This is a genomic window from Nocardioides sp. JCM 18999 (assembly GCF_055391175.1).
In genome coordinates, this window is sequence record NZ_AP043887.1 from 3,637,910 (window position 1) to 3,664,521 (window position 26,612).

General features: G+C 70.2%; 23 protein-coding genes. 11 read left to right on the forward strand and 12 right to left on the reverse strand.

The window, feature by feature from the left end; genetic code table 11:
• Positions 1–24: 24 nt before the first annotated feature.
• From ACZ5J1_RS17965 to ACZ5J1_RS18000, 8 genes are read right to left on the reverse strand one after another with little or no spacing between them, the layout of a single operon-like run.
• Positions 25–777, reverse strand: a complete 753-nt coding sequence (locus ACZ5J1_RS17965) for an enoyl-CoA hydratase-related protein (RefSeq protein ID WP_464561002.1) — start codon at positions 775–777, stop codon at positions 25–27.
• Complete coding sequence (locus ACZ5J1_RS17970) at positions 777–1,940, reverse strand: acyl-CoA dehydrogenase family protein (RefSeq protein ID WP_464561004.1); 1,164 nt, start codon at positions 1,938–1,940, stop codon at positions 777–779. The genes ACZ5J1_RS17965 and ACZ5J1_RS17970 overlap by 1 nt, the downstream gene beginning before the upstream one ends.
• Entirely contained in the window at positions 1,937–3,868 is a 1,932-nt protein-coding gene (locus tag ACZ5J1_RS17975) for an acetyl/propionyl/methylcrotonyl-CoA carboxylase subunit alpha (RefSeq protein ID WP_464561006.1), read from the reverse strand. Before ACZ5J1_RS17975 ends, ACZ5J1_RS17970 begins: the two co-directional genes overlap by 4 nt.
• Before the next feature lie 5 nt (positions 3,869–3,873).
• Positions 3,874–5,457 (reverse strand): acyl-CoA carboxylase subunit beta, encoded by a 1,584-nt coding sequence (locus ACZ5J1_RS17980; protein WP_464561008.1) that lies wholly within the window; start codon positions 5,455–5,457, stop codon positions 3,874–3,876.
• Positions 5,454–6,590: an acyl-CoA dehydrogenase family protein gene (locus tag ACZ5J1_RS17985; protein WP_464564816.1), complete on the reverse strand. Its 1,137-nt coding sequence runs from the start codon at positions 6,588–6,590 to the stop codon at positions 5,454–5,456. The genes ACZ5J1_RS17980 and ACZ5J1_RS17985 overlap by 4 nt, the downstream gene beginning before the upstream one ends.
• Before the next feature lie 5 nt (positions 6,591–6,595).
• Positions 6,596–8,290: an acyclic terpene utilization AtuA family protein gene (locus ACZ5J1_RS17990; RefSeq protein ID WP_464561010.1), complete on the reverse strand. Its 1,695-nt coding sequence runs from the start codon at positions 8,288–8,290 to the stop codon at positions 6,596–6,598.
• The gene (locus tag ACZ5J1_RS17995; protein ID WP_464561011.1) at positions 8,290–9,078 is read right to left on the reverse strand and encodes a TIGR03084 family metal-binding protein; all 789 of its coding nucleotides are present in this window, start codon (positions 9,076–9,078) and stop codon (positions 8,290–8,292) included. The genes ACZ5J1_RS17990 and ACZ5J1_RS17995 overlap by 1 nt, the downstream gene beginning before the upstream one ends.
• A complete protein-coding gene (locus ACZ5J1_RS18000) occupies positions 9,075–9,704 on the reverse strand; it encodes a TetR/AcrR family transcriptional regulator (protein WP_464561013.1) in 630 nt (209 codons plus the stop codon). Before ACZ5J1_RS18000 ends, ACZ5J1_RS17995 begins: the two co-directional genes overlap by 4 nt.
• A 94-nt stretch (positions 9,705–9,798) precedes the next feature.
• On the opposite strand from ACZ5J1_RS18000, the gene ACZ5J1_RS18005 reads away from it, so the two are divergent.
• The 3 genes from ACZ5J1_RS18005 (at position 9,799) to ACZ5J1_RS18015 (ending at position 12,753) form a co-directional block, all read left to right on the forward strand.
• A complete protein-coding gene (locus tag ACZ5J1_RS18005; RefSeq protein WP_464561015.1) occupies positions 9,799–10,416 on the forward strand; it encodes a hypothetical protein in 618 nt (205 codons plus the stop codon).
• Positions 10,417–10,541: 125 nt separating this feature from the next.
• Entirely contained in the window at positions 10,542–11,264 is a 723-nt protein-coding gene (locus ACZ5J1_RS18010; protein ID WP_464561017.1) for an ABC transporter ATP-binding protein, read from the forward strand.
• Positions 11,239–12,753, forward strand: coding sequence for a hypothetical protein (locus ACZ5J1_RS18015; RefSeq protein WP_464561019.1), 1,515 nt, complete (start codon positions 11,239–11,241; stop codon positions 12,751–12,753). The genes ACZ5J1_RS18010 and ACZ5J1_RS18015 overlap by 26 nt, the downstream gene beginning before the upstream one ends.
• Here the strand turns inward: ACZ5J1_RS18015 and ACZ5J1_RS18020 are convergent.
• Positions 12,750–13,283: an RDD family protein gene (locus ACZ5J1_RS18020; protein ID WP_464561021.1), complete on the reverse strand. Its 534-nt coding sequence runs from the start codon at positions 13,281–13,283 to the stop codon at positions 12,750–12,752. The genes ACZ5J1_RS18015 and ACZ5J1_RS18020 overlap by 4 nt on opposite strands.
• A 116-nt stretch (positions 13,284–13,399) precedes the next feature.
• On the opposite strand from ACZ5J1_RS18020, the gene ACZ5J1_RS18025 reads away from it, so the two are divergent.
• Complete coding sequence (locus tag ACZ5J1_RS18025) at positions 13,400–14,182, forward strand: alpha/beta hydrolase family protein (protein ID WP_464561023.1); 783 nt, start codon at positions 13,400–13,402, stop codon at positions 14,180–14,182.
• Positions 14,183–14,185: 3 nt separating this feature from the next.
• On the opposite strand, the gene ACZ5J1_RS18030 is transcribed toward ACZ5J1_RS18025, so the two are convergent.
• Positions 14,186–14,656 carry a MarR family winged helix-turn-helix transcriptional regulator gene (locus ACZ5J1_RS18030; RefSeq protein ID WP_464561025.1) on the reverse strand — a complete coding sequence of 157 codons (471 nt, stop codon included), beginning with the start codon at positions 14,654–14,656 and terminating at the stop codon, positions 14,186–14,188.
• Between the two features lie 222 nt (positions 14,657–14,878).
• Here ACZ5J1_RS18030 and ACZ5J1_RS18035 point away from each other — a divergent pair, with 222 nt between their 5' ends.
• From ACZ5J1_RS18035 to ilvA, 4 genes are all read left to right on the forward strand, one after another.
• Entirely contained in the window at positions 14,879–16,411 is a 1,533-nt protein-coding gene (locus ACZ5J1_RS18035) for a Re/Si-specific NAD(P)(+) transhydrogenase subunit alpha (RefSeq protein WP_464561027.1), read from the forward strand.
• Positions 16,412–16,423: 12 nt separating this feature from the next.
• A complete protein-coding gene (gene pntB / locus ACZ5J1_RS18040) occupies positions 16,424–17,890 on the forward strand; it encodes a Re/Si-specific NAD(P)(+) transhydrogenase subunit beta (RefSeq protein ID WP_464561029.1) in 1,467 nt (488 codons plus the stop codon).
• 100 nt (positions 17,891–17,990) lie between these two features.
• Complete coding sequence (locus ACZ5J1_RS18045) at positions 17,991–19,439, forward strand: amidohydrolase family protein (protein ID WP_464561031.1); 1,449 nt, start codon at positions 17,991–17,993, stop codon at positions 19,437–19,439.
• Positions 19,440–19,459: 20 nt separating this feature from the next.
• Entirely contained in the window at positions 19,460–20,713 is a 1,254-nt protein-coding gene (ilvA, locus tag ACZ5J1_RS18050; RefSeq protein WP_464561032.1) for a threonine ammonia-lyase IlvA, read from the forward strand.
• A 21-nt stretch (positions 20,714–20,734) separates the two neighbouring features.
• Here ilvA and ppgK read toward each other — a convergent pair whose 3' ends face one another.
• A complete protein-coding gene (gene ppgK / locus ACZ5J1_RS18055; protein WP_464561034.1) occupies positions 20,735–21,478 on the reverse strand; it encodes a polyphosphate--glucose phosphotransferase in 744 nt (247 codons plus the stop codon).
• A 76-nt stretch (positions 21,479–21,554) separates the two neighbouring features.
• Here ppgK and ACZ5J1_RS18060 point away from each other — a divergent pair, with 76 nt between their 5' ends.
• The 3 genes from ACZ5J1_RS18060 (at position 21,555) to ACZ5J1_RS18070 (ending at position 26,066) form a co-directional block, all read left to right on the forward strand.
• A complete protein-coding gene (locus ACZ5J1_RS18060) occupies positions 21,555–22,772 on the forward strand; it encodes a M15 family metallopeptidase (RefSeq protein ID WP_464561036.1) in 1,218 nt (405 codons plus the stop codon).
• Between the two features lie 109 nt (positions 22,773–22,881).
• Positions 22,882–23,946, forward strand: coding sequence for a hypothetical protein (locus tag ACZ5J1_RS18065; RefSeq protein ID WP_464561038.1), 1,065 nt, complete (start codon positions 22,882–22,884; stop codon positions 23,944–23,946).
• Between the two features lie 158 nt (positions 23,947–24,104).
• Positions 24,105–26,066, forward strand: a complete 1,962-nt coding sequence (locus ACZ5J1_RS18070; RefSeq protein WP_464561040.1) for a M13 family metallopeptidase — start codon at positions 24,105–24,107, stop codon at positions 26,064–26,066.
• 3 nt (positions 26,067–26,069) lie between these two features.
• On the opposite strand, the gene ACZ5J1_RS18075 is transcribed toward ACZ5J1_RS18070, so the two are convergent.
• Positions 26,070–26,600 carry a hypothetical protein gene (locus ACZ5J1_RS18075; protein ID WP_464561041.1) on the reverse strand — a complete coding sequence of 177 codons (531 nt, stop codon included), beginning with the start codon at positions 26,598–26,600 and terminating at the stop codon, positions 26,070–26,072.
• Positions 26,601–26,612: the final 12 nt, after the last annotated feature.

The following is a 26,612-nucleotide window of genomic DNA, read 5'->3' on the forward strand; positions in this document are numbered from 1 at the left end:
TGATCGAACAGATGTTCGAACAGGTCAACGCGCGAGGAACCTCGCCATCGCGGCGTGCGCCTCCTCGGAGTCGAAGAGTCGCGCCGAGAGCGCGGCGATCTCCTCGCCCCGGGCATCGATGTCGGCGATCATCGCGGCGTTGAGCAGCCCCTTGGTCTCGCGCAGCCCCTGCCTTGAGCCGGTCGTGACCTCGTCACAGGCCGCAGCCGTGATGGCCTCGAGCTGGGCGGCGGGGACGACCTTGGTCACCAGTCCGGCACGCTGGGCGTAGTCGGCGGTGAACGGTTGACCGGCCAGGAACGTGTACGCCGCCTCCCGGCTGTTGAGCCGGGGGAGCAGCGTCAGCGAGATCGCCGCCGGGGCCAGGCCGAGCTTCACCTCGGTGAGCTGGAAGTTCGCCTCCTCGCTGGCGATCACGATGTCGGCGGCGGCCACGATCCCAGTGCCGCCCGCCCGCACCGGTCCGCGCAGCGCCACGACGACCGGCAGCGGGTGCGCGAGGATCGCGCGCTGCAGGGCCACGATCGCCCGCGCCCCCTCGATCATCGGGGTGGAGCTCGCCTCCGACAGATCCGCGCCGCTGCAGAACACCCGGTCGGTGCTGGTCAGGACGACGACCAGCGCCGACTCGTCCGCAGCCGCCGTCTCGAGCGCCGTGTTCAGCTCGGTGAGCAGCTGACGCGAGAGCGCGTTGCGGTTGTGCGGGGAGTCCAGCGTGATCGTGGCGACCCCGTCGGCGATCGCGAGGTGGACCAGCTCGGTCGTCTCAGTGCCCATCAGTAGGACTTTGGCAGACCCAGCGAGTGCATCGAGACGAAGTTGAGGATCATCTCCTTGCTCACGGGTGCGATCCGCATCACGCGAGCAGCCGCGAGCAGCGACCCCATCCCGTACTCCTGGGTCAGGCCGTTGCCGCCGAAGGTGTGCACGCTGGTGTCGACCGCGAACACCCCCGCCTCGGCGGCGGCGTACTTCGCCATGTTGGCCGCCTCGCCCGCCGCCATGTCCTCGCCGGCATCGACCAGCGCGGCGGCCTTCTGCGTCATCAGCCGGGCCAGCTCGACCTGGATGTGGGCCTGGGCCAGCGGGTGCGCGATCGCCTGGTGCGAGCCGATGGGGGCGCCGAAGACCTCACGGTCCTTGGCGTACTCGGCGGCGCGGGCCAGCGCGTAGCGTGCCATCCCGGTGGAGAAGGACGCCGCCATGATCCGCTCCGGGTTGAGGCCCGCGAACAGCTGCACCAGGCCGCCGTTCTCGTCGCCGACCAGGGCGTCGGCAGGGAGTCGGACGTCGTCGAAGAAGACCTGGAACTGGGTCTCCGGCATGACGAAGTCCATCGGGATCGGGGTCCACTCGAAGCCGGGGGCGTCGGTGGGGACGATGAACAGGCAGGGCTTGAGCTTGCCGGTCTTGGCGTCCTCGGTGCGCGCCACGACGAGGGCGTTCTTGGACTCGTCGAGGCCGGAGATGAAGACCTTCTTGCCGTTGAGCACCCACTCGTCACCGTCGCGGCGTGCGGTGGTGATGATGTTGTGGCTGTTGGTGCCGGCGTCGGGCTCGGTGATCGCGAACGCCATCGTCTCGGTGCCGTCGGCGATGCCGGGCAGCCACTTCTGCTTCTGGGCCTCGGTGCCGAACTTGGTGATCACGGTCCCGCAGATCGCGGGACTGACGACCATCATCAGCGTCCCGCAGCCAGCAGCGCCGAGCTCCTCCAGGACCGCCGACACGTCGCCGATCCCACCGCCCCCGCCGCCGTACTCCTCGGGGAGGTTGACGCCGAGGTAGCCGTTCTTGCCGAGCTCGAGCCAGAGCTCGGTCATCTTCTCCCCGGCGCGCGCCTTCGTCAGGAGGTAGTCGTGGCCGTACTTCGAGGCCAGCTTGGCGACGGCCTTGCGGAGCTCGATGCGCTCTTCGGGTTCGGTGAACGTTGCGGTCATGACTGCTCCTGCGTGGACTCTTCGGGTTGGTGGACGACGGCGAGGACGGTGCCGCCGGTGACCTGGTCGCCGACCTTGACGTCGAGCTCGGCCAGGACGCCGGCGTGCGGCGCCGCGATGGTGTGCTGCATCTTCATCGCCTCGAGGACGAGGAGGGGCTGACCCTCGGCGACCTCGTCGCCGACGGCAGCGTGGACGGCGACGACCGCGCCCGGCATCGGCGCGAGCAGGCTGCCCGCCTCGATCCGGTCGCCGGGCTCGGTGAAGCGCGGGGTGCGGGTGAGGGCGACGTGGCCGTGCACCGACTCCACGTCCACGTGCTCGTGGCCGGGCAGGCCGCGCACCGTGGTGTCGAAGCGGGTGCGGATCCCGTCGATCTCCAGCACGACGCGTTCGGGCGTCGCGCTGATCACGCGGGCGGTCTCGGAGGTGAAACCGGTCCGGGTGCCGTGGAACTCCGCCGAGGTCTCGTCGGTGAAGTCGATCCGCTGCGGCTGGCTGGGCACGTTGCGCCAGCTGGTCGGCATCGCCGTGGCGACGGACCGTCGCGCGTCGGCCCGCGCCGTGAGCGCGAGCGCCGCCGCCAGCCGAGTCGCGGCTTCTGGGGTGCCGAGTCCCGGGTTCTGGTGGGTCGAGACCCGGGAATCGGTGGCGAGGAACTTCGTCGAGATCTCCTCGGCCAGGAACTCCGGCGACTCCAGGATCGCGACCAGCTGGTCACGGTTGGTGGTCAGCCCGTGGATCCGCGCCTTCCGGAGTACGACGGCCAGAGCCCGTGCCGCGTCGGTCCGCGTGTCCGCGGTGCTGATCACCTTGGCCAGCATCGCGTCGTAGAACGTGCTGACCGTGCTGCCGGCCTCGAAGCCGGTCTCGACCCGGATCCCCGGACCGCCGGGAATGTCGAAGGCGGTGAGCAGTCCGGTCTGCGGGGCGTAGTCGTTGGCCGGGTCCTCGGCGTAGAGCCGGACCTCGATCGAGTGGCCCTTCGGCTCACCGACGGTGACCAGCATCGAGAGCGCCGACGCAGCCATCAGCTGGAGCTCCACCAGGTCGAAGCCGGTGACCTCCTCGGTGACGGGATGCTCCACCTGGAGACGGGTGTTCATCTCGAGGAAGAAGAACCGCTCGGTGGCGGGGTCGTAGAGGAACTCGACCGTGCCGGCGCCGCGGTAGTCGATCGCCTCGACCGCGTGCCGGGCCGCGTCGTGCAGCGCGCTGCGGACGTGGTCGGGCAGTCCGAAGGCAGGAGCCTCTTCGACGACCTTCTGGTGGCGACGCTGGACCGAGCAGTCGCGATCGCCGATGACGAAGGTGCTCATCACCTGCACCTCGACGTGGCGGCCCTCCTCGACGTACGGCTCGACGAAGACGGTGCCGTCACCGAAGGCGGACTCGGCCTCGGCCGCCGCCTTCGCGATCTCGCTCTCCAGGTCGGCGAGCTCGCGGACGATCCGCATCCCGCGCCCGCCACCACCGGCGGACGCCTTGACCAGCAGGGGCAGGTCGGCCTCGGTCGGGTGCTCGGGCGCCTCCAGGACGGGGACGCCGGCGGCGCGCATGATCTCCTTGGAACCGACCTTGGAGCCCATCGAGACGATCGACTCGGGGGACGGCCCGATCCAGATCAGCCCGGCCTCCTCGACCGCGGCGGCGAACTCCGCGTTCTCGGACAGGAAGCCATAGCCGGGGTGGATCGCGTCGGCACCGGCACGCAGCGCCGCGGCGATGATCAGGTCACCGCGCAGGTACGTCTCTGCCGGGGTGTTGCCGGGCAGGTGGACGGAGAGGTCCGCGTGGCCGACGTACGGCAGCTCCTCGTCGGCGTCGGAGAACACAGCGACGGTGCTGATGCCCAGACGCTGACAGGTGCGGAAGACCCGCGAGGCGATCTCGGCGCGGTTGGCGACGAGGACTCGAGTAATAGACACAGATCTCACATCCGGAAGACGCCGAAGTTGAGGGTGCCCTCGATCGGCTGGTTCTCGATGACGGATAGGCACAGGCCGAGGATGTTGCGGGTGTCGCGCGGGTCGATGATCCCGTCGTCGTAGACCATCCCGGACAGGAAGTAGGGCAGCGACTGCTCCTCGATCATCGACTCGACGAACGCGCGGGTGGCGGCGTCGGCCTCCTCGTCGAAGGGCACTCCCTTGGCCTCGGCGGCGCCGCGGGCGACGATCGACATCACCCCGGCGAGCTGGGTCGGCCCCATCACGGCGCACTTGGCATTGGGCCAGGTGAACAGGAAGCGCGGGTCGTAGGCGCGACCGTTCATGCCGTAGTTGCCGGCCCCGTAGGAGGCACCGATCAGGATCGAGATCGACGGGACGGACGAGTTGGAGACCGCGTTCACCATCATCGCGCCGTGCTTGATGATCCCGCCCTGCTCGTACTCCTTGCCGACCATGTAGCCGGTGGTGTTGTGCAGGAAGAGCAGCGGGGTGTCGGTGGCGTTGGCGAGCTGGATGAACTGCGTCGCCTTCTGCGCCTCCTTGGAGAACAGGATCCCCTGCGCGTTGGCGAGGATCCCGATCGGACGACCGTGGATCCGCGCCCACCCGGTGACGAGCGAGGGGCCGTACGACGGCTTGAACTCGTCGAACGAGACGGCGTTGGTCTCGCTCGGACCGTCGACGAGCCGCAGGATCACCTCGCGGGGGTCGAACGGCTCCTTGAGGTCGGTCGGGATCAGGTCGAGCAGGCCCTCGGGGTCGTGCAGCGGCTCGGCGTAGGCGCCGGTGAAGCGTGCGCCCTTCTTGGAGACGTTGAGCCGGGCGACGATGCGGCGACCGATCCGGATCGCGTCGTGCTCGTCGGTGGCGAGGTAGTCGGCCAGGCCCGAGGTGGTGGCGTGCATCTGCGCACCGCCCAGCTCCTCGTCGGTCGACTCCTCGCCGGTGGCCATCTTGACCAGCGGAGGACCGCCGAGGAACACCTTGGCACCGCCGTCGACCATCACGATGTGGTCGCTCATCCCGGGGATGTAGGCGCCACCCGCGGTCGAGTTGCCGAAGACCAGCGCGACCGTCGGCTGCTTGCGCGCGCTGGCCCGGGTGATGTCACGGAAACCCCGCCCCGCGGGCAGGAAGATGTCCTTCTGGTGCGGCAGGTCGGCGCCGCCGGACTCGACGAGCGTGACGGTCGGGAGGTGGTTCTCCTCGGCGATCTGCATCGCCCGGCCGGTCTTCTTCATCGAGATCGGGTTGATCGTGCCGCCCTTCACGGTCGGCTCGTGCGCCACGATCATGCACTCGATCCCGGAGACGACACCGATGCCGGTGACGGTCGATCCGCCGACGGTGAACTCGGTGCCCCAGCCGGCGAGGGTCATCAGCTCCAGGAACGGGCTGCCGTCGTCGAGCAGCAGCTCGATCCGCTCGCGGGCGGTGAGCTTGCCGCGAGCATGGTGCCGGTCGACGTACTTGGCACCGGCGTTGACCGCCTTGGCGTGCTCGGCGTCGAGGTCGGCGAGCTTGTCCAGCATCGCGTCCCGGTTGCTGAGCTGCTCGGTGCTCATGCGGTCAGCCCCAACAGCTTGGCGGCGAGATCGGTCATCACGTCGGTTGCTCCTCCTCCGATGGGCAGGATCCGGGTGTCCCGGTAGTGGCGCTCCACCTCGGTGCCGCGCAGATACCCGGCCCCTCCGTGGAGTTGTACGGCGGCGTCGCAGACTGCCTGCGAGGCCTCAACGGCTGTCTGCTTAGCCAGAACTGCGTCGGCGATCGCCTGCGGAGTGGCGACCGATCCGGCGGCGACGTAGCGCTCGGTGACCGAGCGCGTGTAGCTGCGCGCGACCTCCACCTGGCGGTGCATCTCGACCAGCTTGTGCTGCACCACCTGCCGACTGATCAGCGGCTTCCCGAACGTCTCCCGCTCGCGGCAGTACGCCGTCGCCAGCATCAGGCTGCGGGCGGCGATCGCGTACGCCTGGACGGCCAGCGCGATCCGCTCGGAGACGAACGCCTCCGCGATGTAGCCGAACCCTTCGTTCTCGGATCCGACCAGGTGCTCGACCGGGACGCGGACGTCGACGAAGGAGAGCTCGGCGGTGTCGGAGCAGTGCCAACCCATCTTGGCCAGCGCGCGGGTGACCGTGAAGCCGGGGGAGTCCTTGTCGATCACGAGCAGGCTGATCCCGCTCGCCCCGGGACGGTCGGTGCCGCCGGTGCGGACCGCGACGGTGACGAAGTCGGCCCGCACGCCGGAGGTGATGAAGGTCTTGGTGCCGTTGACGACGTAGTGGTCGCCGTCGCGCACCGCGGTCGTGCGCAGGTGCGCGACGTCGGAGCCGGCATCGGGCTCGGTGATCGCCAGGCTACCGATCCTCTCGCCGGCCAGGGTCGGACGGACGTAGTCATCGATCAGCTCCGCCGACCCGTGGTTCGCGATGTGAGGCAGTGCGATCCCGCAGGTGAACAGCCCGGCGAGCAGGCCGCTGCTGGCGCCAGCCGAGACCAGTCCCTCGGTCAGGTCGACGCTGTCGAGCAGCGTGCCGCCCTCACCGCCGACGGCCTCGTCGAAGCCGATCCCCAGCAGCCCCTGCTTGCCCGCCGCGAGGTGCAGGGAGCGAGGGATCTCACCCGCGTCCTCCCAGCCGTCGAGGTGGTCGATCACCTCACGGGTCGCAAAGGTGGCTCCGAGGTGGAACAGGTCGTTCACGGCAGCACCGGGAGGTCGACGTACCTGCTGCGGAGCCACTCGCCCAGGGCCTTGGCCTGCGGGTCGAACCGGACGCCCTCGGCCACGCCGGCGCCGAGGATGTCGCGGATGATCACGTTGACCCCGCGCAGGTTGGGCAGCGGCACGACCTCCACGTCGAGCTTCCGGGTCTCCGGCATCAGGGTGTGGATCCACGCGGGCGTGACGGTGGCGAGCAGCCAGTCGACGGCCGCGTCGGGCCGGTCGGCCGGGATCCACAGCCCGATGTTCGCGTTGCCGCCCTTGTCGCCACTGCGGGCGTAGACCAGGTCGCCGAGCGGGCCGCGGCGCAGCTCACCCTCGAACGGTGCAGCCGGCACGGGCGTCGGGTCGGTGACTTCGCCCCAGCTCACCGGCCCTGCGACGTTACTTTCCTCAAGTTCACCGAGGAAGTGGACCGTCTCGACGGCGGCGTCGCGGGCGACGTACTCGGGGCGGTAGACGCCGTAGGCGCTGGGCTTCCCGGGAGGCGCGGTGACGTGGAAGCCGGGGTAGGACGCCAGGACGAGCTCGATCGCGGGGCCGGTGAAGGCGCGGCCCACGGCGTCGGCGTCGGTGGACCAGGCGGTCAGGCGCAGCAGGGTGGCGGCACCCTCCTCGGTCGCAGAGTCGGTCGCCGGCACGCGGTACGACGACCACGACCGCCGCAGGTCGGCGGGCAGGCTCGCTTCGACCTGGAGCCGGACCAGCTCGGCCTTGCGCTCGATGTCGAGCCCGGTCAGCACGAACTCGACCTGGTTGCGCCAGCCGCCGAGCTCGTTGACGGCGACCTTGAGCTTCTCGGGCGGGTTCGACCCGGTGACGCCGCTGACCAGCACCCGGTCGGGGCCGGCCTCGGCCAACGCGATGCTGGTCAGGTCGGTGGTGACGTCCGGGTTCAGGTAGGACGTGCCTTGGATCTCGTAGAAGAGCTGGGCCGAGACGGTGTCGACGGTGACGAGGCCGCCGGTGCCGGCGTGCTTGGTGATCACCGAGGATCCGTCGGCGGCGATCTCGGCGATCGGGAACCCGAACGGCACCGTCGGGTCGACCAGGCGACGGGAGGCGATCGCGTCGAAGAGACCGGCGAAGTTGCCGCCGCAGGCCTGGGTGCCGCACTCGATGATGTGCCCGGCCACGACCGCGCCGGCGAGCTCGTCGAGCGAGTCGCGGGTCCAGCCGTGGTGCCAGATCGCCGGCCCCACGACGATCGAGGCGTCGGTCACCCGGCCGGTGACGACCACATCGGCACCGGCCGCGAGGGCGTCAGCGATGCCGAACGCGCCGAGGTAGGCGTTGGCGGTCAGCGCGCCGGGGAACAGGCCCGAGCCGCGCAGGTCGTCACCGTCGACCCAGGCGATCCTCGCGCCCGTGCCCAGCTGGTCGAGCGCTTCGGCCAGCCCGCGCGGGTTGAGGCCGCCGGCGTTGCTGACGATCTTCACGCCGCGCTCCAGGGCGAGGGTGAGGCAGTCGCGCATCTGGGTCAGGAACGTCTTGGCGTAGCCCAGCGACGGGTCGCGCATCGTGTCCTTGCCCAGGATCAGCATGGTCAGCTCGGCGAGCCAGTCGCCGGTGATGACGTCGACCGGGCCGCCCTCGAGCTGCTCGCGCATCGCGGAGAGCCGGTCGCCGTAGAAGCCGGAGCAGTTGGCGACGATCAGAGGTGCAGTCATCAGCGGGGATCCCTTCCGGTGCCCGGAGGGCCGGCGAAGGCCTGGGCGATGTTGAGCCACTCCTCGGCGTCGTCACCGGTGGCGACGAGGTCGGTGTCGGTGCGGTGCACCCGCTGGGTGACGAGGCAGGCGAAGTCCCAGGCGGAGCCCGTGACCGTCTGCGGGGCGTCGTCGGGGCCCCACACCGCGACGTCGCCGGACGGCAGCACCAGCGTCACCTGGATCTCGACGTCGGGCGCGTTCATCCCGCGGGCGACGTAGGAGAAGCCCCGGGTGCGCACGCCGAGGTGGCAGACGTGGCGCACCGCGTCGGTCCGCTCCGCGGTGAGTCCCAACGCCTCGTGGACGTCGAGCGCGTGCGCCCAGGTCTCCATCAGCCGGGCGGTCGCCATCGACGGCGGGGACATCGGCGGCCCGAACCAAGGCATCTTCCCCTCGGTCGCGCGCAGTGCCACCGGCAGCGACGAGCGGGACGCGTCCCAGCGGGCCAGCAGGTCGGCGGGAGCGGCGAGGCCGCCTGCCAACGCCTCGGTGTCGACGTATCCCTCAGGGTCGCCGATCGCCTCCAGCACGACGGCGTCCCAGTCGTCCTTGTCGCCGCCGGCGGCGCGGGTGGCGAGCACGGCCATCTCGTCGGTCCAGGCCAGGTGCGCGATCTGGGTCGCGACGTCCCACCCGGCGGCGGGGGTAGGCGTCCGCCAGCCCGCCTCGTCGAGGTCGGCGACGGCGGCGCGGAGCCGGTCACCTTCTCCTGCGAGGTCGCGCAGCAGTTCGTCGAGCACGCTCATGAGCGCTCCTCCGGGTGGACGATCTGGGACTCGAGCACGACGGCCCACTGGTCGAGGATCTGGCTGCGCCGGCGGGTGTCGTCGCTGATCGTCGAGGCGAGCCCGAGCCCGCGGATCAGGTCGAGCGTGGCCTGGATCAGCTCGCGCTGACCGGGCACGGACTCGTCGACGTCGAGCAGGCGGACGGCGAGGTGGTGGGCGTCGCGGCCGACCTGCTGCTCCAGCGGACCGACCAGGGCGAGCAGGTCGGGGTCGGTGCGGGCGCCGACCCACAGCTCGAGGGCGGCGGTGAACATCGGCGAGGTGAAGTGGTCGGAGAAGAGCTGGAGCACCGCGCGCACCCGCTTCGAGCCGCGCGGCAGCCGCTCCCCGACGACCGCCAGCTCGGCGGCGCGGGTGGTCATGATGTGCTCGACCGCGGCGAAGACCAGGTCGTTGCGGGTGGGGAAGTGGTGCAGCTGGGCGCCCCGGGAGACCCCGGCCCGCTCGGAGACGAGCGTCGTCGTCGTCCCGGCGAATCCGCGCTCCACGACGACCTCGACGCAGGCATCGAGGAGTCGGGCCCGCATCGCGCGGGTGCGCTCCTCCTGCGAGAGGCGGACGGTGGCCTGGGTCACATCACCCATCTTGGAGCCCGTTCGAACAAACAGTCAAGACTGATTGTTAATGAATGATCCGATTTCTCGGTGAACGAGGGCCGTGCCCTGACACGATCCGGGCATGCGCTGCTCCCGCATCTCTCACGTCACCGCCGTCGCTGCCCTGACCGCGGTGATCGCTCTCGCCGGTTGCTCCTCCTCGGACGAGGCGGCACCGAACCCGGACGCCGATGCGCAGGCGTTCCTCGCGCTCTCCGGAGACCTCGCCGACGTCGGGACGCCGGTGATCACGGACGGCCTGACCGACGTCACCGACCAGAACGGCGACGGCGGCTGGAAGGACGAGAAGACCGGCTGCGTGCTCACCGGGACGTACGACGGCGGCCAGCGCCTCACCTGTGGCAAGCAGGAGTACACCCAGGACGAGCTCGCCGCGCTCTATGCCGCGCTCCCCGACCCCACCGGCGCCGTGGCCACCGAGAAGGGCGCGATCCAGCTCGCGCGCCGGTTCGCGATGGTGAGCAGCGACCGGGGTCAGTCCTACGCCGACCTCGACCTCGCCAGCGCCGCCGCCGACGTCAGCACGCCCCAGGTCGTGGACGTGCCGATGACGCTCGGCGAGATCGTGCCCGGCGAGTCGGTGGTCGTCCACCACGGCGCCTGCTCGGCGCGGATCACCTTCGTGGAGGGCGGCGAGGCAGGCCTGCTCGGGTCGGTCAGCTCAGCCTCCTGCGACTGACCCGACTGACCCCCCCTGCCGGGACCTAGGTCCTCCGAACGGTCGACGGGACTAGTCACCATGGTCAGACGACCTTCGACCGTGCGACCGTGGTGACCGACCTGCCTCGGACGGGAGGATCAGTCATGAGAGAGCAAGTCCCCGAGCCAGCGGTGGACGTGGAGGGTCTGCACGTCCGCTTCGGCGAGGTCGAGGCCGTAACCGGCGTCGACCTCACGGCAGCCGCTGGTCGCAGTACCGCGCTCCTGGGGAGGAACGGCGCGGGCAAGTCGACGACGATGCGTGTGCTCGCGGGGGTGGTCCCACCCACCGCGGGGCGCGTCGTCGTCGGGGGGCACGACGTGGGGACGCATGCGCTGGCGGTGAAGCAGGTCGTGGGCTACTGCCCCGACATCGGAGGACTGGTCCCGCGGGCCACCCCGTGGGAGCACCTGCAGCTGTCGGCGCGACTGCGGCGTCTCGGGCCGGGATGGGAGACCCGTGCCCGAGACCTCCTCGAACGCTTCGAGCTCGGCGACGTCACCCATCGAGTGACCTCCGGGTTCAGTCACGGGATGGGTCGCCGGCTCTCGGTGCTGCTCGCCGCCTTCCACGAACCCTTCGTCCTGCTGCTCGACGAGCCCTTCGACGGGGTCGACCCGATCGGCGTCGAGGCCACGCTGGAGACGATCAACGACGCCCGTGCCCGGGGCGCCTGCGTGCTCGTCTCCACCCACCTGCGCGAGCTCGCGATCGAGGCCTGCTCGAGCGTCGTCGTGCTGCGCGGCGGCGCCGGCATCGCCACCCTCGACGCCGCCCAGATGGCCGGGGAGGACGGCGCGCGTGTCTATCGCGGCCTCCTCGACTGAGTTCCTGCGGGCGGCGGTCGACGTCCGCCACCTCCTCCGCCTCCGTACGGCGTCCCGCCACCGCGGCCGCAGGATCGCGGTGGTCCTCACCTTCACCACGATCACCCTGGCGGCGATGGTGGTGCCGGCCCTCATGCCGGGAGCGGGAGAGGACGGTCGGGCCTTCACCACGCTGCTGCTGATCCCCAGCGCGATGGCCGGGTTCGCGCTGCTCGCGATCGCCTCGGCGATCGCCAGTGGCGGTGGCCGCGAGCTCGTCCCCCGCGACCAGCTGGTCGCGTTCCCGGTCTCGCCGACCACGGACCACCTCGGTGCCCTGCTGCTCGCGCCGTTCAACATCGGCTGGCTGATCCAGACCTGGCTGCTCCTCGGCGCCGCCTCGTACGCGGCCGGACCCGAGACCGCGCCACCCCTGCTCGCCGGGCTGGTCTGCTGGATCCTGGCCGCGACGGCACTCGGCCAGGTGGTCGCCTGGACCGTCGAGCTGATCCGCCGACTGCCCCGCGGACTCCTCGTCGTCCGCCTGATCGGCGGCGCGGGCCTGGCCGCGATCGCGGTCCTGCTGATCACCCACCGCCTCAGCGACGCCCTCGACAGCTTCTGGACCCGCACCCTGTTCGTGCACTACGTCGCCGGAGGGTGGGAGTGCGCCGTCACCTGCGCCGTCACCCTCGTCCTCTTCGTGGTCGCCGCCCTGGTCGGTGCGATCCCGGCGAGCCTGGCCGCGCACTACCTGCCGCTGGACGAGGTCAGCGCCGAGACCGGCCACCTGCGGGCCCGTCCGACGGGGCGCACCGACCTCGGGATGCTCGTCCGGATGGACCGCAGCTCGGTCTGGCGCGGTGTCCCGATGCGGCGGGGGGTCCTGGTGCTCGCCCTCGGCCCCGGCATGGTCGCCCTGATCGGTGCCCTGCCCTGGCACCAGCTCACGATCCTGCCCGGCCTGGTCGTCTCCGGCGGCGCGCTGCTCTTCGGGGTCAACGCCTGGACGTTGGAGGGCCGCGGGATCCTGTGGCGCGAGACCCTCCCGGTCGATCCTGACCTGGTCTTCGCCGCCCGCGCCTGGGTGCTGGCCGAGTTCCTCCTGATCGCCTCGGCAATCACCCTCGGACTGGGGGTGCTCCGTGCCGGTCGTCCCGACGCCGCCCAGCTGGTCGCGCTGGTGAGCTGCTGGATCGTGGTGGTCCTGCAGGTGGTCTCCGGGAGCCTGCGCTGGAGCCAGCGCTCGCCGTACGCCGTCGACCTGCGCTCCGCCCGCGCCACCCCCGCCCCGCCGGCGGCGATGGTCGCCTACTCGGCGCGGCTCGCGGTCGTGACCACCCTGACCGGGATGGTCTTCAGCGGGCTGGCCCAGCTCGACCTCTGGCCGGCGTCGCTGCTGGTCGCCGCACCGATGGCCGGCTGGTCGATGGCGCGGCTGCTGCACCAGCGCGACCGCTGGATCGACCCGACCCGGCGAGCCCGGGTCGTGATGACGGTCGCCGGTTAGGCCTGCTTCTTCACCACGACCGAGCTGACGAGCTTGTCGGCGAACGTCTGACGCTGGTTGTCCCAGATCGGCCAGAGGTAGCCGAGGTAGCAGACCAGGCTGTCGAGGAAGTGCAGGATCTGGCGCAGGAAGCACATCCCGACTCCCAGGTGCTGGCCGTCGGCCGACCTGATCAGGACGGTGCCCATCGCACTCTTGCCCAGGCTGGAACCGGTGCGGCTCTGCCGGACGCACAGGTTCCAGATCTGGAACCCGATCATGAAGACGACGCCGAGGATGGCGATCACCGCGCCGGCCCACGCAGCGTTGGTCATGGTGAACTCGTCGATCACCGTCATCCCGTCCGCGTCCTCGTGGGTGACGGTGTCGGCGCCGGCGAAGAACAGGACGGCACCGATCGCTGCCGGAATGCCGGCGATCCAGGAGCAGAGCACGTCGATCAGGAACGACCCGACCCGGGAGAACCAGCTGGCGTAGGCGGGAGCAGCAACGGGCGCGGGAGCGGGCACGGGCGGCGGCGGATAGCTCATGGATGACACCTTGCCGATCCCCGCGCGACTTGTGAAGACACGCACAAGTGAAAGTGTGAGCAAGGCCTTACCTCGAGCACACCTTCCGGTGATCGGAGTCCGGCACAGTCGGTCGCGTGCCAGAACACGTGAGGTTCACCAGCTCGACCGGCGCCACCCTCGCCGGTCTGATCGATCCGCCCGAGGGCAAGGTCCGTGGCTGGGGCGTCTTCGTCCACGGCTTCACCCTCGGCAAGGACTGTCCGGCCGCGGCCCGGGTCTGCCGTCAGCTCGCCGAGAAGGGCATCGGGATGCTCCGCTTCGACGCGCTCGGCCTGGCCGAGTCCGAGGGCAGCTGGGGCGACGGCTCCTTCTCGGTCAAGGTCGCCGACACCGTCCGCGCGATCGACTTCATGGCCGAGCGGGGCACGCCGGCCGGGCTGCTGGTCGGCCACTCCTGGGGCGGCGCCGCGGCGATCGCCGCCGCCGCCGTCACCCCGAGCGTCGCCGCGGTCGCCACCATCGCCGCGCCGAGCGACCCCAGCCACGTCGAGCACCACTACGCAGCCCTGGTCGACCGGGCGATCGCCGAGGGCGAGGTGGAGTGGAACGTCGGCGGCAGGTGCCTGAGCCTCAAGCGGGCGTTCGTCGAGGACGTCCGGCGGGCCCGGATCCTCGATCAGGTCGCGACGCTGGGACGGCCGCTGCTGGTGATGCACTCACCCGTCGACGCCACCGTCGGGCTGGACCACGCCACCGAGCTCTTCATGGCCGCCCACCACCCGCGCAGCTTCGTCTCCCTGGAGGAGGCCGACCACCTGCTCACCAGGGCGGGCCGGGCCCAACGCGCCGCGAAGGTGATCAGCGCCTGGGCCGGCCCCTACCTCCGCCCGACGCTGGCCGTGCCGCAGGCGAGCTGAGGTTCAGAGGCACTCGTCGGGGTTGATCCGACGGTTGACCTTCTCGGTGATCGCGAACAGCTGCGCCACCTCGGCGGGCGTCAGTGCGTCGAAGACCAGCTCGCGCACCCGGGCGACGTGGCCCGGAGCGACCTCGACCATGTGCGCCATTCCGGCGTCGGTGAGGATCGCGTTCGTGTACCGACCGTCGGTCGGATCGGGCTCGCGCCGCACCAGGCCACGCTTCTCCAGCCGCGAGACCATGTGCGAGAGCCGGGACAGCTCGGCGTTGGCGAACAGTGCCAGCCGGCTCATCCGCATCGTCCGCTCCGGGGCGTCGGACAGACCGGCCAGGACGTAGTACTCGGTGAAGGAGAGCTGGGCGTCGCGCTGCAGCTGCTCACCCAGCTCGCCCGGGAGCAGGGCCAGCATCACGGTGAGGGACATCCAGGTCTCGAGCTCATCGGGGGAGAGCCAGCGCGGTTCGGACGACACCCGAGTCACTGTAGGCCGACCGGGGCCGCGCCCGCTCGCGGACTGAGATAGCAGTGTGAGATAGGTAACTTTGATCGTTCCGAGGTCGCTGAATAAGTCTCGTCGTCAAGAGATCCCTTCCCACCCTGCGCCCGGACTGGCAGTGTCTCCGGTCACCGCCGGGACGAGCCGCCGCATGGTCGCGCGCCTGGACGACAGCACCAAGACGAAGGAGTCGATCCGATGCGAATCGGTGTCACACGCGAGCGCGTCGGGGAGACCCGAGTCGCTGCCACGCCCACCACGGTCAAACAGCTCATCACCCTCGGGTACGACGTCGTCGTCGAGGCGGGCGCGGGGGAGCTGTCCTCCTTCTCCGACGAGGCGTTCCGCGATGCGGGTGCGACCGTCGGCAGCGCCGCGGACGCGTGGGGTTCCGACATCGTCTTCCGGGTCAACGCTCCCGCGATCGGTGAGGTCGCCCAGCTCCGCAGCGGCACGATCCTGGTCTCCCTGATCGCTCCGGCGCTGAACCCCGAGCTCCTCGAGGCGCTGCGCGCCCAGGGCGTGACAGCGCTGGCGATGGACGCGGTCCCGCGGATCAGCCGCGCCCAGTCCCTCGACGTGCTCTCCTCGATGGCCAACATCGCGGGCTACCGCGCCGTCGTCGAGGCCGCGCACGTCTTCGGCCGCTTCTTCACCGGTCAGGTCACCGCCGCCGGCAAGGTGCCGCCGGCCAAGGTCCTCATCGCCGGCGCCGGTGTGGCCGGCCTGGCCGCGATCGGCGCCGCGTCGTCGCTCGGTGCGATCGTCCGTGCCACCGACCCGCGTCCCGAGGTCGCCGACCAGGTGAAGTCCCTCGGCGGGGAGTACCTCCCGGTCGTCGTGCCCGAGGAGACCGCCGAGGTCTCCTCCGACGGTTACGCCAAGGCGACGTCGGAGGCGTACGACGCCGCGGCGGCGCAGCTCTACTCCGACCAGGCCGCCGACGTCGACATCATCGTCACCACCGCGCTGATCCCGGGCCGGCCCGCTCCGCGGCTGATCACCGCCGCCGACGTGGCTTCGATGAAGCCCGGCTCGGTGATCGTCGACATGGCCGCCGCGATGGGTGGCAATGTTGAGGGTTCGGTCAAGGACGAGGTCGTCGTCACCCCCAACGGGGTCACGATCATCGGTTACACCGACCTGGCGGGCCGCCTGCCCGCGCAGGCCTCCCAGCTCTACGGCACCAACCTGGTCAACCTGCTCAAGCTCGTCACGCCCGAGAAGGACGGCGTGCTCACGCTCGACTTCGACGACGTCGTCCAGCGCGGCCTGACCGTCACGCGTGACAACGAGGTGCTCTGGCCCCCGCCCGCGGTGCAGGTCTCGGCGGCGCCGGCCGCTGCCGCTGCCGAGCCGGTCGCGAAGCCGGAGCAGAAGACGATGTCGAAGGAGGCCAAGCTCGGCCTGATCCTGGCCGGGATGGTGGTCTACTTCTTCGTCATCGCCGCCGCACCGGCCCCGATCCCGCAGCACTTCACCGTGCTGACGCTGGCGATCGTCGTCGGCTTCTACGTGATCGGACACGTCGCCCACGCCCTGCACACCCCGCTGATGAGCGTCACCAACGCGATCAGCGGCGTGATCGTGGTCGGTGCCCTGATCCAGGTCGGCTCGAACGACCACGTCATCCAGATCCTCGCCGGCATCGCCATCCTGCTGGCCTCGATCAACATCTTCGGCGGCTTCGCGGTGACGCGTCGCATGCTCGCGATGTTCCAGAAGGCCTGAGAGGTACGCCAGATGTCCATCGAATCCATCGCCACGTCGGCGTACCTGATCGCCGCACTGCTCTTCATCCTGTCCCTCGCGGGACTGTCCAAGCACGAGACCGCCCAGCGGGGGTGGGCCTTCGGCGTCGCCGGCATGGCCCTGGCCGTCGGGGCGACCGTCGCGCTCGTGATCAAGAACGCCACCAGCGAGACCAACCTGATCGGCGGAGGCACCGCCTCGGTCGTGATCCTGGTCTTCGCGATCGTCATCGGTGCGGCCATCGGCCTGTGGCGTGCCCGGATCGTCGAGATGACCGGCATGCCCGAGCTGATCGCGCTGCTGCACTCCTTCGTCGGTCTCGCGGCCGTCCTGGTCGGCTGGAACGGCTACCTCGAGGTGCGTCACATCGAGGAGCTGATCGGCGGCCCCGTCGCTGACCGTGTCTTCGCCTCGACCTCGCTGGAGAACATCCACAACGCCGAGGTCGTGATCGGCATCTTCATCGGTGCGGTCACCTTCACCGGATCGATCGTCGCGTTCGGCAAGCTGTCGGAGCGGCTGAACTCCAAGCCGCTCGTGCTGCCGGCCAAGAACGCCCTCAACGCGGGCGCCCTGCTCGCCTTCGCGGCGCTGACCGTCTGGTTCATCGTCGACCCGCAGCTGTGGATCCTCGCCGTCGTCACCGCGGTCGCGCTCGCCTTCGGGTGGCACCTGGTCGCCTCGATCGGCGGCGGCGACATGCCGGTCGTGGTCTCGATGCTCAACAGCTACTCGGGCTGGGCCGCGGCGGCCTCGGGCTTCCTGCTCAACAACGACCTGCTGATCGTCACCGGCGCCCTGGTCGGGTCGAGTGGTGCCTACCTGTCCTACATCATGTGCCAGGCGATGAACCGGTCGTTCCTCTCCGTCATCGCCGGCGGCTTCGGCATCGAGGCCGCCAGCGGCGCCGACGTCGACTACGGCGAGCACCGCGAGATCGACGCCGCCGGTGCGGCCGAGCTGCTCGCCGGCGCCTCGTCGGTCGTGATCACCCCCGGCTACGGGATGGCCGTGGCCCAGGCGCAGTATGGCGTCGCCGAGCTGACCCGCAAGCTGCGCGAGGCCGGGATCAACGTCCGGTTCGGGATCCACCCGGTCGCCGGTCGTCTCCCGGGACACATGAACGTGCTCCTGGCCGAGGCCAAGGTGCCCTACGACATCGTGCTCGAGATGGACGAGATCAACGACGACCTCGCCGAGACCGACGTCGTCCTCGTCATCGGGGCCAACGACACCGTCAACCCGGCCGCTTCGGAGGACCCGGCGTCCCCCATCGCGGGCATGCCCGTGCTGACGGTGTGGAACGCCAAGAACGTGATCGTGTTCAAGCGCTCCATGGCCTCGGGCTACGCCGGTGTGCAGAACCCGCTGTTCTTCCGGGAGAACACGCAGATGCTGTTCGGGGACGCCAAGGACCGGGTCAACGACATCCTCGCGGCTCTGCCGGTCAAGGTCTGAGGGGTCGACACCCACGACACAGGTGCGCGGATCCGGTTGACGCAGGCGGCATGATGTCGCTCAAAGCGCACACCGGACAGGGATCGGAGGGAACACCGGCATGAACCTCCTGCTCAGTGGTGGCATCGTGCTGACCGGACCCGACTGGATCCCGCGGGCCCTGGACGTGCAGATCAACGGGGGCCGGATCGAGGCGCTCGGGGAGCCCGGGACCGTCGGTGGGGCTGCCAAGCTGGACGTCACCGGCCGGTTGATCATCCCCGGACTGGTCAATGCCCACACCCACTCGCACTCCCTGCCGGCCCGCGGTGCGCTGCGCTCGGTCGCGGTGGAGCAGGCGATGCTGCACGGTGCCTGGACGGCGGGTCCGCGTGCCGCCGAGCTGAGCGAGCTCGCCGCCTCCCTGGCCGCCACCGAGATGATCGCGGCCGGGGCCACGGGGGCGTTCGACCTCGTCGGCCAGGCCGCAGGCCCTGACCCGGAGGCGCTCTGGGCGACCGCGCAGGGGTACGCCGCGGTCGGGATGCGGGCCGTCGTCGCCCCCCAGGTCGCCGACCGGTCGGTGCAGGAGGCGATCCCGGTCATCGGGGAGTGCTGCGGCGTGAACCCGACGATGACGGACACCCCCACGATCCTCAGCCAGGTCCGACGCTTCATCGCCGACTTCCCGGCGCTGTCTGACGTCAGTCCCGCCGTCGCGCCGACCGTGCCGACGCAGTGCACCTCCGACCTGATCTGGGGGATGCAGTCCCTCGCGGTCGAGCACCACCTCCGGATCCACGTCCACCTCGCCGAGTCGCGTGCCCAGGCCGATGCCGGTGAGGAGCGCTACGGGCACTCGCTGGTCAGTGAGCTCGCCCGGCTGGGCACCCTGAGCCCACGGCTGACCGCGGCGCACGGGGTCTGGCTCTCCGAGGTCGACCTGATCTCGCTCGGGGCCGCGGGCGTCACCGTGGTCACCATGCCGGGCACCGATCTGCGGCAGGGCTCGGGCGTCGCGGACGTGCGGGCACTGAGCAAGGCCGGCGTACGGCTGGCGATCGGCACCGACGGAGCCGGGTCGGCGGACCTGCTCGACATGTTGGAAGCCACCCGGCTGACCTCGCTCCTCACCCGTGCCTTCGACCGCCCCTCGAGCGAGTGGATGAGCGTCGAGGAGGCGCTCACCGCAGCGACCGAGGGGGGCGCCCGGGCGTGCGGCTGGGAGGACGTCGGTCGGATCGAACCCGGGTGGCGTGCCGACCTGACCTTCCTCGACCTCGGCTCGCGGGCGTTCCGTCCGGCGGTCGACCTGGCCAACCAGGTGGTCTCGGCCGCCCGCGCCCACGACGTCACCGACGTGATGGTCGGCGGCCGGTTCGTCTACCAGGAGCGGACGTTCCCCGGGATCGACCTGGAGAGCCTCGACGCCCGGTTCCGCCAGCTCGCCAGCGAGTGGTGGGACGAGACGGCCGAGTCCCGCACGGAGGCCCACCGACAGGCCGGCTCGGTCGCCGAGACACTGGCCGGCTGGACGTCCGGATCGATAGTCGCGCGACGACTGCTGTAGCGATGCGGGAGACTGGGCCGGTGAGTGTCACTCCAGCACAGATCGCCGCCGCCGCTGAGCGCACCATCGCGCACCGCACGCCCTTGGAGCGTTCGGAGCGCCTGAGCACCGCCACCGGCGCCGAGGTCTACCTCAAGCGTGAGGACCAGCAGCGCGGCCGTTCCTACAAGGTGCGCGGCGCCTACCACCTGATGAGCTCGCTCACCCCGGAGGAGCTGGCCCGCGGTGTCGTGTGCGCCTCGGCCGGCAACCACGCCCAGGGCGTGGCGATCTCGTGCGCCCGGCTGGGCGCCAAGGGACACATCTTCGTCCCGACCAACACGCCCCGGCAGAAGCGCGACCGGATCCTCGCGCTCGGCGGCGACGCGGTCACCCTCACGATGATCGGTTCGACGTACGACGAGGCTGCGGCCGCCGCGCACGCCTACGCGAACGACGTCGGTGCCACCTACGTCCACGCCTTCGACGACGAGCGCACCATCGCCGGTCAGGGGACGGTGGCCGTCGAGCTGACCGAGCAGGCGGTCGAGGTCGTCGGCGCCCCGTTCGACACGGTGATCGTGCCGATCGGCGGCGGCGGCTTCATGGGTGGCGTGGCCACCTGGGTGAAGTCGGTGTGGCCCGAGTGCCGGGTGATCGGCGCCGAGCCGGTCGGCGCGGCCTCGATGAAGGCAGCGCTGCGGGCCGGTGGTCCGGTCAAGCTGGACCACCTCGACACCTTCGTCGACGGTGCCTCGGTCGGACTGATCGGGTCGCTGCCGTACGCGATCGCGAAGGAGCTCGTCGACGAGATCGTCGAGGTCCCGGTCGGGGCGATCTGCGTCGAGATGCTCGAGCTCTACCAGACCGAAGGGATCATCGCCGAGCCCGCCGGGGCGCTCGCGGCAGCGGCGCTGGGTCAGCTCGCCCAGGGCTCGCACCTGGGTGGGCGCGTCGGCGTGATCATCTCCGGCGGCAACAACGACGTCTCCCGCTACCCCGACATCGTCGAGCGGGCGATCGTCTTCCAGGGACTGCGGCACTACTTCCTGGTCTCGTTCCCGCAGGAGCCCGGCGCGCTGCGGGGCTTCCTCGACGAGGTGCTCTCCGAGGGCGAGGACATCGTGGTCTTCGACTACATCAAGCGCTCCAACCGGGAGAACGGTCCGGCGCTGGTCGGGATCGACCTCGAGTCGGCCGACCGGCTCGCGCCGCTGCTGGAGCGGATGGCTGCCTCAGGGCTGCTGATCGAGAAGATCGACAACGACTCCGAGCTGTTCACGTTCCTGCGCTGAGCGCCGACCGACGGGGTGGGCTCAGGCGTGCTCGGTGGCGTAGAGCGCCGCCCCGATCACGCCGGCCTTGTTGCGCAGCGTCGCGGGGATGATCTCGGTGTCGAGGTCGATCAGCGGCCCGAACTCGTCGAAGTGCTTCGAGACCCCGCCGCCGACCAGGAAGAGGTCGGGGGAGAAGAGCATCTCCAGCGTCCGGTAGTACGTCGTGAGCCGCTTGGCCCAGTGCTCCCAGGAGAGGTCGTGGTCCTCGCGCGCCCGGTTGGAGGCACGGGTCTCCGCGTCGTGACCGTCGATCTCCAGGTGGCCCAGCTCCGTGTTGGGCACGAGCACGCCGTCGTACACGAAGGCGGAGCCGATCCCGGTGCCGAGCGTCGTCACGATCACCAGGCCGGAACGTCCTTGCGCGGCTCCGAAGCGGACCTCGGCCAGGCCAGCGGCGTCGGCGTCGTTGACCACGTGCACGTCGCGACCCAGCCGGGAGGTGAAGAGCTCATCGGCGTCGGTGCCGATCCAGCGCTTGTCGATGTTGGCCGCGGAGTGCACCACTCCATGGCGTACGACGCCGGGCACCGTCACCCCGATCGGACCGTCGACCCCGTCGAAACCGCTCAGAAGCTCGGCGAAGACGTCGACCACATCATCGGGGGACGCTCCGTCGGGCGTCTTGATCCGCTGTCGTTCGGCGGTGAAGGCCCCGGTCGACACGTCCACCGGAGCACCCTTGATGCCGGTCCCGCCGAAGTCGATTCCCAACGCGGTGGTCATGGCGCCAACCTAACCCGAATCGGGCGGGCGGTGCGGGCCGGTGCGTTACCGTGGTGGGTCGGGGAGGTTCGTTCCAATGAAGCATGGGGTGCGGCTGCGTGCCGCGACGGTCGGCTGTGTGCTGCTCGCCGTCGTGGCGAGCGGGTGCGGCTCGGGCGCTGACCCGCAGGCCGGGCCCTCGACCGCCTCCGACCCCACGGCGAGCACGAGCACGAGCGCGACCCCCAGCGCCACGACGATCGCCGATCCCGAGCACGCGGTCGACCCGCCGGGCCCCCGCACCGGAGCGCTGGTCCCGGCCGACGTCCTCGTCGTCGCAGCCGATCCGCTGTCGCAGGTCGATATCGACCGGGTGCGCAAGATCAAGGGTGTCACCGGACTGACCCCGGTCTCCGTCGCCAGCATCCCCGTCGAGGACCGGCTGATGCGCGTGATGGCCGTCGACCCCGCGACGTACCGCAACTTCACCCCGGTCCAGGCGGCCGACAACCTGCCGCTGTGGGAGCGGGTCGCCGGCGGCGAGATCGCGGTCGACCCCTCGCTGCAGCAGGTCATCGCCACCGACGACGAGGGCTCGCTCACCCTGGGTGCCCAGGCCGACGCACCGCGGATCCACGTCGGCGCGTGGGCCCCGCAGGTCAGCGGCGTCGACGCGGTGGTCAACGAGAAGTGGGGTGTCGCTCTGGGCATGGTCGAGGACAACGCCCTGCTGGTGACCACCACGTCCTTCGCCCCGGACCGGGTGGTCAAGCCGATCCAGCGGATCGCCGGCCCCGACGCCTCGGTGCAGCGCCTCGACGTGGTCGCCCAGGAGGGCCTCGACATCAACGCGGTGCAGACGGCCGTCGTCGTCGGGTCCGTCGCCTCGGCCGTCGGCAGCTACACCTACCGGGTCGCCGGCGGCGGTCGGATCACCCCGGCCGCAGCCTGGGTGCGCAGCCACATCTCCACCCAGGTCGTCCCGATCCTGGGCTCGCTCACCTGCAACACCGCGATCTTCCCGCAGCTCAAGGCGGCGCTGGCCGACGTCGTGGCGCAGGGTCTCGCTTCGACGATCCACTCCACGGCCGGCTGCTACTACCCACGCTTCATCGCCGGGACGAACTCGATCTCCAACCACGCCTTCGGGCTCGCGATCGACATCAACGCCCCCGAGAACGGTCGCGGCACGGCCGGCCAGATGGACCGGTCGGTGGTGGCGATCTTCGAACGCTGGGGCTTCACCTGGGGCGGACGTTGGAAGTTCACCGACCCGATGCACTTCGAGATGAACCGGATCGTCCACCCCGGCTAAAGCCCGTTCCGCTGCGGATCGGTGACGCACGCTCCATCATGATTGGGACACCCTGTGCCCCTGCTGTGATCATGGCGCGCACCCACCCCTGCATCTCGGAGGTTCCCCCGTGAAGTTCGCACCCGCCCTGCTGGTCGCGCCACTGCTGGCCGCAGGCCTTGCGGTCGGCGTGACGCCGAGCGCCCAGGCCGACACCCCGACGACGATCAGCGACCTGACCGTCGAGGTGGCCCAGGCCCCGGGCAAGAACGACAGCTGGAAGGTCACGTCGTCGTGGTCGGCGACCTCGGCGGCGCTGCGTTTCACCGTGAAGATCGGCAACGACGACCACGCGACGACCGCGTACAAGGTCAAGGACGTCAGCACGACCAGTGCGGAGGTCGTCGTCGACGGGCTCGGCGACGACCAGGACTACTGGATCGTCGTGACGCCGGCGGCGCCGTTCACGGGCGACGCGGTGGCGACGTCGTTCCACACCGGGACGCTGGACACGACGGCCCCCGACGGCGAGTACAAGCTCAACAAGACGTCGGTGTACGCCGACGTCAACCTGGCGGCGACCTCGCTGGAGGAGATCTACGTCGCCAACGTCGTGCTCACCCAGACGTCGATCAGTGAGACGGCCACCCGGATGGTCAGGGCCGGCGACGGCACGGCAGCCAAGGCCTGGACCTCCAACGGACCCTTCGTTCTGGCCTACCACAAGGACGGCACGTTCAAGCCGACCGTCACGGTGACCGACGTCTTCGGCAACGAGTCCGTCGAGCAGCTCCCGACCGTGCGTGTGCTGATCGACCGGGTGGCCCCGCGGGTCTCGATCACCACCCCGGCGAAGCCCACCAAGAGCTCCTCGTGGCGGGTCATCCGCGGCACCGCCACCGACGCCGAGACCGGCGTGGCTGCCGCGATGGTCTTCGTGATGGAGAAGCGGGGCGCCACCTGGTACGCCTACGACTTCCGCAAGAAGAAGTGGCTCAAGGGCTACACGAGTGCCACCAAGACCGAGGCCAAGACCAAGGCCGAGCCCGGCGTCGCGCGCATCTCCGCGAACGGCTCGTGGCAGGCGCCGGCGATCAAGGGGCTGAAGAAGGGAACCTTGAAGATCCAGGCGGGCGCCTTCGACGAGCTCTTCAACGTCGGTGAGGCTCGCCCGGTCATCCGCAAGGTTCGCTGAGCCGATTCGTCTGAAGTGTGGAGCGCCACGGTCATAGGGTGACCGTGGCGCTCCACTGTTTCCCGAGCGTGACCCGCAGGACCCGAGCGCGAGTCAGCCTTCGTAACGATTCCGACTCTGCGGCACCAGTGTCATGAGCGCTCTATAGAGTGCCGGTCGTGAGCATTCTCGACACCGCACGCCCGGGCATGGACAACGCGGTCCGTCCCCAGGACGACCTGTTCGGCCACGTCAACGGCACCTGGCTGGAGACCGAGGAGATCCCCTCGGACCGCTCGAGCTGGGGGCCCTTCGTCCAGCTGGCCGACGGCGCCGAGCAGCAGGTCCGCGAGATCATCGCCGACCTGACCGCCCGGGTGACCAGCGGCGAGGCGGCGTCCGGCTCGGAGGCGCAGAAGATCGGCGACCTGTTCGCCGCCTTCATGGACACCGACGCGATCGAGGCGCGGGGCTTCACCCCGGTGCAGCCGCTCCTGGACGCCGTGGCGGCGATCAGCGACCTGCGTGAGCTCGCCGCGTTCCTCGGTGAGTTCGAGCGCTTCGGTGGCCGCGGTGTCTTCGGGTCCTACATCGACAACGACGACCGCAACTCCGACCGCTACGTCGTCAACCTGCTCCAGGGCGGCCTCGGTCTGCCCGACGAGAGCTACTACTCGGACGAGAAGTTCGCCGAGATCCGGACCAAGTACGTCGCCTACCTCGCGCGGCTGCTCGAGCTCGCCGGCATCGGTGACGCCGAGGCCAAGGCCGAGACGATCCTCGCGATCGACACCAAGATCGCCGCCGGACACTGGGAGCGCGCCGAGACCCGCGACGTTCAGAAGACCTACAACCTGCTGCCCTACGACGACGTCGTCGCGCTCACCCCGTCGTTCGACTGGGAGATCTACGTCCGCAACCTCTCGGCCGGGTCCACCACCGCCGAGGCGCTGCTCTTCGAGACCACGGTGCGCCAGCCCAGCTTCTTCAGCCACCTCGAGACGGTGCTGACCGAGGTCGACATCGCCGACTGGCGGACCTGGCTGACCGCGCACGTGCTGCGGCTCGGGGCGCCGTACCTGACCGACGAGATCGTCGAGGCGAACTTCGACTTCTACGGCCGCACCCTCTCGGGCACCCCCGAGCTGCGCGCGCGCTGGAAGCGCGGTGTCTCCCTCGTCGAGGGAGCGCTCGGTGAGGCGGTCGGTCGCGAGTACGTCGCCCGGCACTTCCCGCCGGCGTCGAAGGCGATGATGGACGACCTGGTCGCCAACCTGCTCGCCGCCTACCGGACCTCGATCGCCAAGCTCGACTGGATGACCGAGGAGACCAAGGAGCGGGCCTACGCCAAGCTCGACACCTTCCGGCCCAAGATCGGCTATCCGACGAAGTTCCGCGACTACTCCGCGCTCGTCATCGAGCCGGGTGAGCTGCTCGCCAACGTCTTCGCCGCGTCGGCGTTCGAGACCGACCGCCAGCTCGGCAAGATCGGCGGACCCGTCGACCGCGACGAGTGGTTCATGCTGCCGCAGACGGTCAACGCCTACTACAACCCGGGCACCAACGAGATCTGCTTCCCGGCCGGCATCCTGCAGGAGCCGTTCTTCTCCCCCGAGGCGCTGCTCGAGGAGAACTACGGCGGCATCGGTGCGGTGATCGGCCACGAGATCGGGCACGGCTTCGACGACCAGGGCGCCCAGTTCGACGGCGCCGGCAACCTCAACGACTGGTGGACGCCGGACGACAAGGCTGCCTTCGAGACCAAGACCAAGGCGCTGATCGCGCAGTACGACGCCTTCGAGCCGCGCAACCTGCCCGGTGAGCACGTCAACGGGGCGCTCACGGTCGGCGAGAACGTCGGTGACCTCGGCGGTCTCACGATCGCTCACACCGCGTTCATGATCGCCAACCCCGAGGCGACCACCGAGGCGCGCCAGCGGCTCTTCATGAACTGGTCCTACTGCTGGCGCACCAAGCGCCGCACCGAGCAGGAGCAGCAGTACCTCACCGTCGACCCGCACTCGCCGCCGGAGTTCCGCGCCAACATCGTGCGCAACCTCGATGAGTTCCACGAGGTGTTCGGCACGGCCGCCGGGGACGGGCTGTGGCTCGACCCCGACGACCGCATCCGGATCTGGTGAGCCTCAGTTCACCACGAAGGTGAAGCCCGCGTCGGCGAACGTTCCGCCGGAGTCGGTGGTGAGGACGAGGAAGGATCCGGCCGCACAGGACGCCTCCGGCTTGCTCCAGACCATGACTCTGTCACTGATCGTGGTGGAGGCGTCGGAGTAGTCCAGAGCCACGACGATGACGTGCGTGGTCGAGGGGTAGCCGGGGACCGTGACGCAGAACTTGCCAGCACCGGGGTGGTTGGCCGTCGTCCCGCTCACCCCGCTGGCCAGGGTCACCGTGGTGGTTCCTCCCGAGTTGGCGACGTGGCCGGAGGCGACCGCGCTACCCCGGGCGCCCTTCGGACCGGCGACCTTGGCGGCCGCGCTGAGGTCGGCTGGGGCGATCGTGCCGTCCTTGATCTGCTTCGTGGTGACGGTGTTGGGCTTGATCAGCTTGCCGTTGATCAGCTTGGCGGCTTCGGCGACGCCACCGCTGCCGACCAGGGCGACGGCGAGGGCTGTGGCACCGAGAACGGTGCCGAGGGCTGGTTTGCGAAGGGTCATGCTTCGGAACGT

Excerpts from the sequence above, each read along its gene's own strand:
- ACZ5J1_RS17965 (WP_464561002.1), bottom strand. The coding sequence starts at position 777 with ATGGGCACTGAGACGACCGAGCTGGTCCACCTCGCGATCGCCGACGGG.
- ACZ5J1_RS17970 (WP_464561004.1), bottom strand. The coding sequence starts at position 1,940 with ATGACCGCAACGTTCACCGAACCCGAAGAGCGCATCGAGCTCCGCAAG.
- ACZ5J1_RS17980 (WP_464561008.1), bottom strand. The coding sequence starts at position 5,457 with ATGAGCACCGAGCAGCTCAGCAACCGGGACGCGATGCTGGACAAGCTC.
- ACZ5J1_RS17990 (WP_464561010.1), bottom strand. The coding sequence starts at position 8,290 with ATGACTGCACCTCTGATCGTCGCCAACTGCTCCGGCTTCTACGGCGAC.
- ACZ5J1_RS17995 (WP_464561011.1), bottom strand. The coding sequence starts at position 9,078 with ATGAGCGTGCTCGACGAACTGCTGCGCGACCTCGCAGGAGAAGGTGAC.
- ACZ5J1_RS18000 (WP_464561013.1), bottom strand. The coding sequence starts at position 9,704 with ATGGGTGATGTGACCCAGGCCACCGTCCGCCTCTCGCAGGAGGAGCGC.
- ACZ5J1_RS18005 (WP_464561015.1), top strand. The coding sequence starts at position 9,799 with ATGCGCTGCTCCCGCATCTCTCACGTCACCGCCGTCGCTGCCCTGACC.
- ACZ5J1_RS18010 (WP_464561017.1), top strand. The coding sequence starts at position 10,542 with ATGAGAGAGCAAGTCCCCGAGCCAGCGGTGGACGTGGAGGGTCTGCAC.
- ACZ5J1_RS18020 (WP_464561021.1), bottom strand. The coding sequence starts at position 13,283 with ATGAGCTATCCGCCGCCGCCCGTGCCCGCTCCCGCGCCCGTTGCTGCT.
- ACZ5J1_RS18035 (WP_464561027.1), top strand. The coding sequence starts at position 14,879 with ATGCGAATCGGTGTCACACGCGAGCGCGTCGGGGAGACCCGAGTCGCT.
- pntB (WP_464561029.1), top strand. The coding sequence starts at position 16,424 with ATGTCCATCGAATCCATCGCCACGTCGGCGTACCTGATCGCCGCACTG.
- ACZ5J1_RS18045 (WP_464561031.1), top strand. The coding sequence starts at position 17,991 with ATGAACCTCCTGCTCAGTGGTGGCATCGTGCTGACCGGACCCGACTGG.
- ppgK (WP_464561034.1), bottom strand. The coding sequence starts at position 21,478 with ATGACCACCGCGTTGGGAATCGACTTCGGCGGGACCGGCATCAAGGGT.
- ACZ5J1_RS18060 (WP_464561036.1), top strand. The coding sequence starts at position 21,555 with ATGAAGCATGGGGTGCGGCTGCGTGCCGCGACGGTCGGCTGTGTGCTG.
- ACZ5J1_RS18075 (WP_464561041.1), bottom strand. The coding sequence starts at position 26,600 with ATGACCCTTCGCAAACCAGCCCTCGGCACCGTTCTCGGTGCCACAGCC.